This is a genomic window from Pedobacter agri PB92 (assembly GCF_000258495.1).
Classification (GTDB): Bacteria; Bacteroidota; Bacteroidia; order Sphingobacteriales; family Sphingobacteriaceae; genus Pedobacter; species Pedobacter agri.
This window is the reverse complement of the sequence record NZ_AJLG01000022.1, coordinates 25,559-39,026: the sequence shown is the minus strand read 5'-3', so window position 1 is coordinate 39,026 and position 13,468 is coordinate 25,559. Positions and strand designations below refer to the sequence as shown.

At 39.2% G+C, this 13,468-nt stretch carries 8 protein-coding genes and 1 pseudogene; 6 read left to right on the top strand and 3 right to left on the bottom strand.

Going from position 1 to position 13,468, the window contains the following annotated elements; translation table 11 throughout:
* Positions 1-13: 13 nt before the first annotated feature.
* The 3 genes and pseudogenes from tyrS to ON09_RS05180 all read left to right on the top strand — a co-directional run.
* Positions 14-799 (top strand): annotated as a pseudogene (tyrS, locus tag ON09_RS05190) (tyrosine--tRNA ligase); the annotation flags it as partial.
* Positions 800-901: 102 nt separating this feature from the next.
* On the top strand, positions 902-1,381 hold the full coding sequence (gene parS / locus ON09_RS05185; protein WP_010599999.1) for a type II RES/Xre toxin-antitoxin system antitoxin: 480 nt from the start codon (positions 902-904) through the stop codon (positions 1,379-1,381).
* A complete protein-coding gene (locus ON09_RS05180; protein ID WP_010599998.1) occupies positions 1,382-1,834 on the top strand; it encodes an RES family NAD+ phosphorylase in 453 nt (150 codons plus the stop codon). It abuts the gene before it with no gap.
* A 1-nt stretch (position 1,835) separates the two neighbouring features.
* Here ON09_RS05180 and ON09_RS05175 read toward each other — a convergent pair whose 3' ends face one another.
* Genes ON09_RS05175 through ON09_RS05165 form a run of 3 tightly spaced genes read right to left on the bottom strand, consistent with a single transcriptional unit; the run spans position 1,836 to position 5,634 of the window.
* A complete protein-coding gene (locus ON09_RS05175; RefSeq protein ID WP_010599997.1) occupies positions 1,836-2,816 on the bottom strand; it encodes a LuxE/PaaK family acyltransferase in 981 nt (326 codons plus the stop codon).
* Between the two features lie 22 nt (positions 2,817-2,838).
* Positions 2,839-3,198 (bottom strand): hypothetical protein, encoded by a 360-nt coding sequence (locus ON09_RS05170; protein WP_010599996.1) that lies wholly within the window; start codon positions 3,196-3,198, stop codon positions 2,839-2,841.
* 6 nt (positions 3,199-3,204) lie between these two features.
* Positions 3,205-5,634, bottom strand: a complete 2,430-nt coding sequence (locus ON09_RS05165) for a penicillin acylase family protein (protein WP_010599995.1) — start codon at positions 5,632-5,634, stop codon at positions 3,205-3,207.
* 201 nt (positions 5,635-5,835) lie between these two features.
* On the opposite strand from ON09_RS05165, the gene ON09_RS05160 reads away from it, so the two are divergent.
* The 3 genes from ON09_RS05160 to glgB all read left to right on the top strand — a co-directional run bounded on the left by ON09_RS05160 (position 5,836) and on the right by glgB (position 13,417).
* Positions 5,836-8,769, top strand: coding sequence for a TonB-dependent receptor (locus ON09_RS05160; protein ID WP_010599994.1), 2,934 nt, complete (start codon positions 5,836-5,838; stop codon positions 8,767-8,769).
* 157 nt (positions 8,770-8,926) lie between these two features.
* Positions 8,927-11,389, top strand: coding sequence for a glycoside hydrolase family 31 protein (locus ON09_RS05155; RefSeq protein WP_010599993.1), 2,463 nt, complete (start codon positions 8,927-8,929; stop codon positions 11,387-11,389).
* Positions 11,390-11,449: 60 nt separating this feature from the next.
* Positions 11,450-13,417 (top strand): 1,4-alpha-glucan branching protein GlgB, encoded by a 1,968-nt coding sequence (glgB, locus tag ON09_RS05150; RefSeq protein ID WP_039841903.1) that lies wholly within the window; start codon positions 11,450-11,452, stop codon positions 13,415-13,417.
* Positions 13,418-13,468: the final 51 nt, after the last annotated feature.

Below are 13,468 nucleotides of genomic sequence, written 5' to 3'. Positions count from 1 at the left end.
ACGTACACACTAGTTTTGCTACCAGTTGATTCAAGGTTACGATTTTTATCATTTGTGGAAAAACGAAAACTGCCTGGTTCAGATGGGTGGCTCAGACCAGTGGGGTAATATTGTCACCGGAACGGAGCTCATCAGAAGAAAAGATGCAGGAACAGCCTATGCCATAACTACCCAATTGATAAAAAAGGCAGACGGAACCAAATTTGGGAAAACCGAAAGTGGTGCAGTTTGGCTGGATCCTGAAAAAACTTCCCCGTACAAATATTACCAGTTTTGGTTAAACGCTTCTGATGATGATGTGAAAAAGTGGATCAGGATTTTCACTTTAAAAACTAAAGAAGAAATTGAAGCTTTGGAAACTGAGCATAATGCTGCCCCTCATTTACGTATTTTACAGAAAGCGCTGGCGGAAGACATCACCATCAAAACGCATTCGGTTGAAGCGCTTGAAACGGCTATCAAAACCTCTGAATTTCTTTTTGGAAACGGATCACTTGAGTTTTTGAAAAGTCTATCTGAGAAGCAGGTTTTAGAAATGTTCGAAGGTATTCCACAATTCAAAATCTCTAAAGCAGGATTAGCTGCCGGAATTGATGCCGCAACATTGCTTGCTGAAAAGGCATCGGTGTTTCCATCAAAAGGAGAAACTAAAAAATTAATTCAGGGTGGTGGAGTTTCAGTGAACAAAGAAAAAGTGGCTGAAGCCACTCAGATATTCAATGCTGACCATTTGATTAATGATCAATTCATTGTGGTTCAAAAAGGTAAGAAAAATTATTTCTTGCTGATTGCTGAATAATCATAAAATCTATATCTCACAAATCCCGATCAATTGATTGGGATTTTTTATGAAGTGTTCTAAATCGGACAAAATGTATATATTTGAGTATATTTGTCTGTTATGAAAAAGAAAGTTGATGATTTAAAAAATGCAGAGGAACCAATGGTAACGTATGGAGTTGTTAACGACACACTTATAGCTGCTATGATGGGGAATCAGCGTTCAAATCCCTCTGATTTTGACTTAGTAGCGCTTGCCCGTAAAGGAATACCAAAAAAATCTTTAACAGCTTTGGGGAAACAAATTTCTTTAACCATGGAGGAAATTGCCAGCATTTTACATATTTCGGATAGGACATTACAGCGTTACACACAAGATACCCTTGTTAAAACCGAATATGCAGATAGAGCGATTGCTCTTGCTAAGCTATATGAACGTGGCATTGAAGTTTTAGGTACAACCAAAGCGTTCAACTCCTGGATCAGGCATCCCAATAAAGCATTGAATAATGAAACGCCGTTGAATTTACTTGATACGGGTATAGGTTTCGAAATGGTTTTGCAGGTTTTAGGTAGGATAGAGTATGGTGTTTTTAGTTAAATGATTTTATATCGTATTAGTAACTGCAAATATGCTAGAGATATCAGTGGAACTGGTGCTAAAATGTTTGGTGGCCGCTGGAATTCTGCAGGTACGCCCATGCATTATATGGCAGAAAACAGGGCCCTAGCTGCACTGGAGGTATTGGTTAATATAGACAATGTTAGTGATACAAGCCAGCTGTGCTTATCAATCTTTGAACTTAGTGATGAAAGTATTGAGCTTTGTAACCTCAATCAACTTCCTAAAAATTGGAGAGCATATTCATCATCTTTTGAATTGCAAAAGATCGGCGATGAATTTGTAAAAACAAACAAATATTTATTATTAAGAGTGCCTTCTGCAATTATAGAAGATGAATTCAATTTTTTGATGAACGTCAATCATCCGCTGGCAGAAAATATTAAAATTTTAGAAATCAAACCTTTTAGTTTTGATAACCGATTGTTGTAAGTTATTGCACCAGCAAATTACAACCTCTAATGTCAGCATTATCAAACCTGCCTAAAACCTCGAAACTTCCATCGGGGTTAATTTTGCCTAAATCTTGTGTTGCAATAAATGAACAGGAGTTGATATTCGCTAAATCAACAACATTGATTCCTCCGGTTTTGCCGTGATGAATTAAGCTTAACGGATCGTTGGTATCTCTAATTAGAACCCTCATCCAACTTGGACAATTGAAAACACCATCACCTAAAGAATAGGCCTGGGAAAGTAATTCGGTCATGCCGTATTCGCTGTGAATGGATGGCACACCAAAGCCTTTTGTTAATTGTTCATGTAATTCTTCACGAACCATTTCCTTCCTTTTTCCTTTCATGCCGCCGGTTTCCATCACGATTAATTCAGGAAAATTAATCTTGAACTGTTCAATAAAATCAAGCAGGGCATAGGTTACACCAATTAATACCGTGGGCTGACTTTTTGCTTTCAAAGCCAGCAAAGTTTGTAATAGTTCATCGTGGTTATACAGAAAATAGCCACTTTGCGGATGGCCACTTTTTTCAATCAGATCATTCACCATGTAAATTAATGACGATCCCGAGCGCTGTTGGTAGGATGGGAGTAAAGCCAGAAAACAATAATCACTTACTTCAGCATAGAAATGTTTAAATGCCTTTAAATAGCTTTGCTCATAGAGGCTAACATTTTTAACGTGGTGACTGCTTTGAACCATGCCTGTGGTGCCCGAACTGCTGAAGGTAATTTCAACCGGATTGCGGCTACTTAAAATGTGATGCGTTTTAAAAAAACTGATAGGCAGAAACGGAATCTGCTCAATATTTTTTACCTGATCAACATCAATTTTTAAGTGATGAATGTATTCTTTATAAACCTGGCAGTTTTTTGCTTGGTGTTCAAAAATGGAAAGGGCATGAGCATTAAACTCTTCTGCAGTTTTTATAGCGAATAGATCTTCCTGATTAAGCATTGTATTGCAAAAGTACGAAGCCTTATGCTATTTTCTCGTCAGTTTTTTTTGCAAGCATGGCCATTCTGAAATGGTAACCACAAAACCCGCTAATGCCTGCAACCAGTCCACTTAAAATTCCGGTGACTAAAAGCAAAGCCCACCACAATTTAATGCCTGTCATCACTGCAACCCGGCCTGCCAATACATTATCGTTGGGTAAACTTTTAAATAAAGCATAACCGATCCATAGTAAAAATATAGCAAAAAAAGATTGCCAGAAAGCTATTTTCCCGGTTTTGCCAATAATGCCACAAGTAGCAAAGGAAATTACGATGATCACCCACCAAGGCGCAATCATTTGAAGAAAGAAACAAATTATTAATATAACGATGAAAACCATGTTTAGCTATTTGGAAATTTTTAAACGAGAAATTATTTTGCCCGATCGATCATCGGCACTTTTCATGTAAAACAAGTCGTATAATTGACCATTTGCCCAGGTATCTACCATATTATCGTAGAATTTACTTCCCGGATTTCCTGACTGGCCACCAGGGTAAACGCCATGACCTTTTGGAGTTTTACCTAATTCAATCACCATGCGCCAGGAAGGTCCATTGGTTTCGCTGATGGCATTGATGGTGCTTTTTGCTCCTCCGATTTGCAACACCTTCGAGCCCAATCCAGGTATTTTTGCCAAATGAGGTACATTGGTTTGTTTCACATTACTCCATCTCCAATCTTTATTGATAGGCCCAAACCTACGCTCTAAACTGTCGCAACTATATTTGAATGCCTCATTTACCAAATCTGCCAATGATTCTTTTTGATTGGTATTCACATTGTCGTACCATTTAGAATTTGGTTCCTTTAAAATCATTTCTACGGTGCGGTCTCTGGATGGATAACGCATTGGAATGCCTTTAACCACAAATTCATCATTCCAGATGTTGAAGGACAAGCGCTTGGTCCAGATTTCAAAAACGCTGGCAGCAATTTCCTCCGCATCATAACGTTTGTTCCATTTTGATACGTAGCCTAAAGCTTCTTTTTGGGTGGCGTTTAAGCTTTCGTTGTTCAATAATGGAACTATCGCCGGAATCAGATTCTGCGCCATAATGCTATAATTATCAGTTTGCATGAGCCTGATGCTATCCATCGTTGCTTTATTCATCGCTGCCAATCTATCATTAATCCGTTTTCCTCTTTCATATGGAGAGAATTCCCAATTGATGTAATATGGATAAGTTTTATCGGTAGAAGATTGATTGGCAGAGCTGACAAAACCACGTGGTGGATTCTTAACCGTTGGATTCTGAGCAGCCGGAATCCATCCCTGCCAGTCGTAAGCCGGATCGGTGCCATCCAGAATAAACTTTCCCTGATCTTTCCATTTAAGCGGGAATTTTCCATTAGGCGTAATGGAAATATCATTATCCACGCTGGCGAAAACGAAATTTTGAGCCGGTGCAGTGTAATAGGTTAAAGCTTTGCGGTAATCGTTATAATTACTGCCGCGATTTAGCTGATAAAAGGTCATCAACTCATTTGATTTTTCATGCGCAATCCATCTCAGGGCATCGCCAACCGGCACATTATCTGCTCTTCCGTATTTTGGTTTCTGGAAATAAACAACCGGGCCGTGGTGGGTATAATACACGGTATCAATTTCTGTTTTACTGCCTCGGATTCTGATGGTTTCTAAACGCCTGGTAGTTTTATTCCATTTGTTGTTGTACCAGTACTCATTGTGCGATGAATCTTTAAATTTAATCTGATAAAAGTCCAATACATCAGCCGCTACATTGGTTACCCCCCAGGCAATTTTTTGATTAAAACCGATAATTATACCTGGTGCACCCGGTAATGAAACTCCATACGTATTAATGCCCGGTGCATGTAATTGAATCTGGTACCAAATGGATGGCAAGGTCAAGTCCAGATGCGGATCATTCGCCAATATTGGGAAACCTGAAGCTGTTTTCGAACCTGATAATGCCCAATTGTTACTGCCAATACCCTCAATTTTTTGCTTTGTCTTAACATCACCGGTTAAAGCTGCGGTAAAACTTTCAGGCGTTTTAGGTGTTGGCAGTGGCGTAAAATCCCATTTTGTTCCTACCGGGATAATGGGGTCTTCCCGAAAAGGATAATCTGGAAAAAGATCTTTCGTAACCTCAGGACCGAATTTTTTAAGAATATTGGTCATGTAAAACTCATCGGAACCCATGGCTAATACTGCCGACATTTGCTTCAATAAAAGCGCACATTTTATGGGGGTCCAGTTTTCTGGTTTGAAATCAAGTAATTTATATTCAAGCGGGTAATTGGCTTTAGAAAGTGTTTTAATGTAGGCATTAATTCCATCGGTATAAGCCAGAATCATTTCTTTAGATTTAGAATCGGCCATCATCCCTTTTAACGAATTTTCAGCACCATAAACCATACCCATTCGGCGTTGATATCGATCTACTTCGATGGCTTTCTCCCCAACCACTTCACTGATTCTTCCGGCCGCAAAACGGGTTTGAAAATCCATTTGCCAGAGGCGATGCATGGCGGTAACGTAACCTTGAGCGAGGTAAAGATCATGGTCGTTTTGAGCAAAGATGTGAGGAATCATCCGGTCGTCGAAAACAATCTCAATCTTATCAAAAGCCCCTTTTATCTTCACCTTGTGGTTAAAAATAAAATGATTGTTTTCAGCATTTTGCCAAAAACCCATAAAAGGATTTAAAAACTTTAAAAGGGGTGGGTTTTGACCGATTTTCGTATTAAATAAGAAGGCTAGGGCTATAGGAATAATTACACAGAACAGCGCTTTAATTTTATTCATAAATATGGTTAGCTAAAAACTATCAGTTGACTAAGTTACGGGTAAAATGCTGATTTAATGAGATGAAAATACAACAAACTGACTATCAATCAAAATTATAAAATGAATTGAAATTATTATGCAAACATAATTTGTTTAATTCGAAAAAAGCATTTAAGTTTATCCTAACTAATAATACAACTAACCAAATTTTAATCATTTATGAGAAGAAACTTTACACAGATCTTGTATGTGTTATTTTTAGTGTTTGCATTAAATATTGCAGCACAGGCACAAAACATCACGGTTAGTGGAACCGTTAAAGATAAGCAATCGAAAGAAGGACTGGCGGGTGTAAGTGTAACCATTAAAGGGCAAACCGGTGGTACGGCTTCATCAGGCGATGGTAGTTTTTCATTTACAACAAACGCGAAAGTTCCGTTTACTTTAGTTGCCTCTTATGTAGGCTATGGAACTGTTGAGCGCCAGGTAACCGGGAACACAGCGGGTATAAATATTGAATTAGAAACCGCTGTTACCTTAGGAGGTGACGTGGTAGTTTCTGCATCAAGAACGCCTGAACGTATTTTGGAATCGCCGGTTTCTATTGAGCGAATGAGTGCTGCATCCATCAGAGAAATTGCTGCACCATCTTTTTATGATGCGTTAAACAACATGAAAGGGGTAGAGAGCAGTATGCAAAGTTTAACGTTCAAATCTATCAATACCCGTGGTTTTAACTCAAACGGTAACACACGTTTTAACCAATACATCGATGGCATGGATAACCAGGCCCCTGGCCTGAACTTCTCTGTCGGAAATATTGTAGGTATTACCGAGCTTGATGTAGATAATGTGGAACTTTTACCGGGCGCTTCGTCAGCTTTGTACGGTGCCGGTGGTATTAATGGAACTTTACTGATGACTTCAAAAGATCCTTTCAAATATCAGGGCGCTAGTTTTCAATATAAAACAGGAATTAACCATGTAAATGACGACAATTCAAGTGTACAACCTTTTAATCAACTGGATGTTCGCGTGGCAAAATCGTGGAATAATAAATTTGGCGTGAAAGCGGCTTTTTCATTTCTGCAGGCTAAAGACTGGATGGGTACCAACTATTCAAACTTTGACCGTAATGCAAGGATGTTCAAGTCTGGCGATCGTAACAGCGACACCAATTACGATGGGATAAATGTTTATGGTGATGAGGTGAGCCAGAACATGCGTAACGTAGCTTTAAGTGTTCAAAACGCAACAATTTCAGGTATTAATGCGGGTTCTGGTGGTGCCATACCAAATATTAAAGCTTTAATGGATGGTGCATTTGGTGCTGCCATTCCAAATGCAGCACAACAAGCAGGATTTTTAGCGGGGTTGCCAGCAGCATTGCGTCCGGCAGTACAAAACTATCTTCCTTTTTATGTGGGTTTAAAAGCTAATTTAATTCCTGATCAAAATGTTTCCAGAACGGGTTACAACGAACGCGATCTGGTTGATTATGATACCAAATCGTTAAAAGCTTCAGGTGCAGTTTACTACAACATCACCAACACCGTTCAAGCCGTTGCGCAAGCCAACTGGGGAACAGGAACATCTGTTTACACCGGTTCCGACCGCTATTCGCTCAGAAATTTTAATATCGGGCAATATAAATTAGAGGTTAAAGGTCAGGATTTCTCCATCAAAGGTTATACTACCCAGGAACGCTCAGGCGATTCTTATATCTCATCTATCTTAGGAAGTTATATTAATGAGGTTTCTAAACCTTCTACCACCTGGTTTCCGCAATATATTGGTAATTATGTTGGTGCAAGAGCAGCGGGCCAAAGTGATGCAGCAGCGCATGTAACCGCAAGAGGCGTGGCTAATCAAGGCCGGTTTGAGCCGGGAAGTCCGCAGTTTGCCACGTCAATGAACAACATCATGAACACCACCATCAGTGCAACTGCCATCAATTCTGCAAATCCTTCGCAAAGTGTTTATGGGGCTAAATTTGATGATAAAACTAACTTATATCACTATGAGGGAATGTATAATTTTACCAATGCCTTCAACAATGTGGTAGAATTTCAGGTTGGTGCTTCTTACCGATTATATGATTTGAACTCTGCCGGAACTATCTTCAATGATTTAAACAATTCGATCGATATCAATGAATATGGTGCTTTCGGACAAATCGGTAAAAAGTTTTTCAATGATAAAGTTAAATTCACTTTCGCTGGTAGGTATGATAAGAGCATGAACTTCGAAGGTCGTTTTACGCCACGTATCACCGGGGTTTTTACTGTAGCTAAAAATAACAACATCAGGGCTTCTTATCAAACCGGTTACCGTAACCCAACTACCCAAAATCAGTATATCGATCTATCAGTGGGCGGTGGTTCTCAGCGTTTGATTGGCGGTTTGCCGGAGATCATCTTTGGTAAATACAATTTGAATGGCAATAAGGCTTTTACAGATGTGAGTTACCGTGCATTCCTGGCATCAGCTGCTACGGGTACACCAAATCCAACCTTATTACAACAATATACGTTTGATGATCGCGGTGTTCGCCCGGAAAGTGTTCAGTCTTATGAATTGGGTTATAAAGGTTTAATTTTACCAAATTTATTAGTCGATGCCTACGGCTATTACAATATTTATAAAGATTTTATTACCGCGGTTGATGTGTATCAGAATGTAGGTACATTGGCGGCTCCAACTTTCGTTAAATTTGGCGTTCCGGTAAATGCAGCCGGCGAGGTAAGTTCATATGGTGCGGCCTTAGGTTTAGATTATTTGGTGGGTAACTATAATATCAGCGGAAACGTTTCGTATAACCAGATTGGTGATCTTCCTGCAAATTACATCAATGATTTCAATACACCGAAAGTACGTTTTAACCTAGGATTCGGAAACAAGGAAATCATCAAAAATGTAGGATATAACCTCTCGTATCGCTGGCAAGATAAATTCTACTGGAATTCGTCATTTGCTTCAGGAGAAGTTCCGGCCTACAGTTCATTAGATGCTCAGGTTAGTTTTAAAATACCTTCGGTAAAATCATCAATCAAATTGGGTGGATCTAACGTAATGAACAAATATTACATTACTTCTTATGGTAATCCGGCAGCGGGAGCAATTTATTACTTAGCATTTTCTTATAATCCATAGTTAAAAGATATGCGCTTTCTGAAACCCTCTTACTTTTGAAGTGAAGAGGGTTTTTTTATTTTTAATACATCCCTTTTATAAAATATTTGTATTATAGTACTTTCTTAAACACATCTCAGTTTAAGGGTAATTAATTTAAAATTTTGAATAAAAAAGGATGGAAGATACCAACGACAAGACAAGTGAGATAAACGACCTGATTGAAAAAGAACAAGAAATACAGCATTTAAATAACCCTGTTGATATATCGGTAAAACCGATTGTTAAACAATATCTTGGATCGGTAAAAAAGGTAAAGAAAGAAGGAAATCGTTTTTATTTTTCTGATGGCGATGCCAAAGTAGAAATAAGAGTAGTTAGTGATGAGATTATTCGCGTTAGGCTTGCACCACATGGTGTTTTTCTTGATGATTTTTCTTACGCTGTACCCGAGGTAGATCAAAAAGTTTCCGTTTTTAAAATGCAGGAGCATGAAGATCATTATACCGTTTCTACACATTCGGTAACCTGTAAAATAGAAAAAGCTAATTTTCATGTTTCATTTTCTGATAACATTACCAATTTGGTAATGGTTGATGAAGCAAATTCCATGCACTGGGAGGAAAATGTCGATTTCGGCGGTTACTATATTTATGCAACTAAAAAATGTCACCCCGAAGAGAATTTTTTCGGCTTAGGTGATAAATCTGGAAATTTCAATCTTCGTGGTCGACGTTTCGAAAATTGGAATACCGACGCCTATTCTTTCGGTTGGAACCAGGATCCACTGTATCGAACCATTCCATTTTATATTGGCCTTCATAATCAGGCTGCATACGGAATCTTTTTTGATAATACTTTTAAATCCTATTTCGATTTCGGTGGTGAGGATGTAAGTAAAACGAGTTTCTGGGCAGATGGCGGTGAATTGCAATACTATTATATTCACGGCCCTCACATTATGGATGTAGTGAAACGTTATGCCAGCTTAACCGGCACGCATCCAATGCCTCCAAAATGGACTTTAGGTTATCAGCAATGTCGCTGGAGCTATTATCCGGAAACAAAAGTAAAAGAAATTGCCAAGCAGTTTAGAGATAGAAAAATTCCCTGCGATGCCATTTATCTGGACATCGATTATATGGACGGCTATCGCTGCTTTACCTGGAACAAAAAATATTTTCCTGATCCACGTAAAATGATCAAAGAGCTTTCTGATGATGGTTTTAAAACCGTTGTCATGATCGATCCGGGAATTAAGGTAGATGACGATTATTGGGTTTTTAAAGAAGGAAAAGACAATAAATACTTCTGTAGAAGAAGTGATGATTATTTTATGGAAGGCCATGTTTGGCCAGGCCGTTGCCAATTCCCTGATTTTACCAATCCGAAAGTTAGAAAGTGGTGGGGTAAATTGTATGAAGAGTTGGTAGATATGGGTGTTGCTGGCTTTTGGAACGATATGAACGAACCGGCAGTGTTTGGTTCGGGTACGTTTCCGAATGATGTGCGCCACAATTATGATGGCTACCGCGGCTCTCACCGTAAAGCCCATAACGTTTATGGCATGCAAATGGTTCGTTCAACCTATGAAGGCTTGAAAAAACTGATGCGCAATAAACGTCCGTTTACCATTACCAGAGCAGGTTATTCTGGTATGCAACGTTACGCCAGTGTTTGGACCGGAGATAATATTGCTACCTGGGAGCATTTGAAAATCGGGAATATTCAGTGCCAGCGTTTATCAGTGTCTGGCGTTCCTTTCTGTGGAACAGATATTGGGGGTTTTAGTGGAGAGCCAGATGGCGAATTATTTACTCGCTGGATTCAGTTAGGTACTTTTTCGCCGTTCATGAGAGCACACTCTGCTGGTGATACTGCAGAACGTGAGCCATGGAGTTTCGGCGAATTTTTTGAAGACATCAACCGCAAATTCATAGAGCTGCGGTATCGTTTAATGCCTTATCTGTACTCAGTTTTCTGGGAACATCACCGTTACGGCTTCCCGATTTTACGCCCATTGGTAATGCTGGAGCAAGAAAATATCAGTAATAGCTTCCGCCAGGATGAGTTTTGTTATGGTGATAAACTATTAATATGCCCGGTTTTAGAACAAGGTGCAATTTCAAGAAAAGTGTATCTTCCAAAAGGAACATGGTATAATTTCTGGACCAATGAAGTTTTGGAAGGTGGAAACGAATATACCGTTGAAGCTAAAATTGACAGCATGCCGATGTTCGTTAGAGCGGGATCTGTTATTCCGGAATACCCGGTAATGCAGTATGTTGATGAAAAAGCAATTACAGAGGTGGTATTAAATATCTATCAAAGCGATTACGAAGTAAATTCTTACATGTATGAGGATCACGGCGATACTTTTGCTTTTGAACAGGATATTTATCTCGAGAAAAAGTTCACAGTAAAAGCTGATCAGCATTTGTTTAAAGTGAATCAGCGTATTGAAGGCTTATATACCCCTAATTATGAATTTTATGTTTGTAATGTGATGGGCTTGAAATTCCAGGTTAAAAAGATCATTGTTGATAGCAAAGAAGTAAGTGATTTTCATATTGATGATCAAAATATTTTACACTTCAAGTGTCTAAAAACCTTTAGTGAAATTCAGATTTTAAGTCTGTAAATCTTTTAGCCCCAAATGTTGTTTAGCATTTGGGGCTTCATCTATCTAGCCAAACTCACCATGCCAAAAACGAAAAAAGTTTCAGAGAAAAAAACAGCAATAGCCAAGGTTGATACCAGTAAATCAGTTTGGGTACACAGTTTATTTACCGATTACGACATTGATCTTTTTTTAGTTGGAAAGCATTTTAGGTTGTACGAAAAATTAGGTTCTCACCTCATCAATGTCGAAAAAACAAATGGAACTTATTTCGCCGTTTGGGCACCTAATGCAATGAGGGTAAGTGTCGTTGGCAATTTCAACCAGTGGGATAACCATGCTCATCCACTTCACAAACGCTGGGATAAATCGGGTATTTGGGAGGGCTTTTTACCTGGCATAGCAAAAGGAGAGATTTACAAATATTTCGTTAAAGGCTTTGATGAGTCAGAACATTTAAAGGGTGATCCTTATGCCAGAAGATGGGAGCATCCTCCACAAACTGCTTCAGTGGTGTGGGATACGGATTATTCGTGGAAAGATAAAACCTGGCTTTCTAAAAGGGCGAAGATGAATGCATTGGATCAACCGATCTCAGTGTATGAAATACATTTAGGCTCCTGGGAACGCGATCCTGATAATCCGGAACGGGTGCTAACAGCGAGAGAAGTAGCCGGCAGACTTGTTCCTTACGTTAAGGAAATGGGGTTTACACATGTAGAGCTGATGCCGGTGATGGAATTTCCTTTTTTTCCAAGTTGGGGATATCAAATTACAGGCTATTTTGGAGCAAGTTCTCGTTACGGCACTCCTCAAGACCTCATGTATTTAATTGATGAACTGCATAAAGCTAATATCGCTGTCATTTTGGATTGGGTTCCTTCTCATTTTCCTGGCGATCGACACGGATTATATGAATTTGACGGAACGCACCTGTATGAACATGCCGATATGCGTAAAGGATTTCATCCAGATTGGAAATCTTATATTTTCAACTACGACAGGCCTGAGGTTCGCTCGTTTCTAATCAGCAACGCCATTTTCTGGATTGATCAATACCATGCCGACGGATTACGGGTTGATGCCGTGGCTTCAATGCTATATTTTAACTTTTCGAGGGAGGATGGTGATGCTGCGACAAACGATCAGGGAGGGCCAGAAAATTTCGGCGCAATTCAATTTCTTCAGGATTTGAATGTAGCCGTTTATGGAAATTTCAGTGGCGTTCAAACCATTGCTGAAGAAAGCAGTACCTATCCAGGCGTTACCCATCCGGTGCATGCGGGCGGTTTAGGTTTTGGAATGAAATGGATGATGGGATGGATGAACGATACTTTGAAATATTTTAAGGTAGACACACTAGGCAGAAAACATCATCATCACCAATTAAGTTTCAGCATGACTTATGCCTTTACCGAGAACTTCATGCTACCTTTCTCACATGATGAGGTGGTGCATGGAAAATCGCCGATGCTTTATAAAATGCCTGGAGATGAATGGCAGAAGTTTGCCAATTTAAGGGCACTTTATGGTTATATGTTTACCCACCCGGGCGCCAAGCTTCTATTCATGGGTAACGAATTTGGCGATACCAATGAATGGAATTTCACACAATCGTTAGACTGGCATTTGCTACAATATGCACCCCATAAAGGGATGCAGGAAACAGTAAAAGCCCTGAATTTTCTTTATCGCAAAGAACCAGCTTTGTACCATTTCAATTTTAGCTATGAAGGTTTTGAATGGCTGGATGCGGATAACGCAAACGAGTCGATTTTTGTATTCATGAGAAAAGGGCCAAAAGCAAAAGATACATTAATTATTGCCTTGAACTTCACTCCGGTTGTGAGGGAAAATTATAGGATCGGTGTTCCATTCAAAAGTAAATGGAAAGAAATTTTCAATACAGATGATATCATTTATTATGGCAGTGGTATCAATAATAGAGGAGATATTGTTCCATCAACGGAGGGCTTTAACAGGCAGGAGTATTCAATTGAGATAACGCTTCCGCCACTGGCCTTGGTGGTGTTTAAAAGTGCTAAATGATAAAATAAGAAAAGCCTCTCATTGCTGAAAGGCTTTCTTAATCTTTGGAGT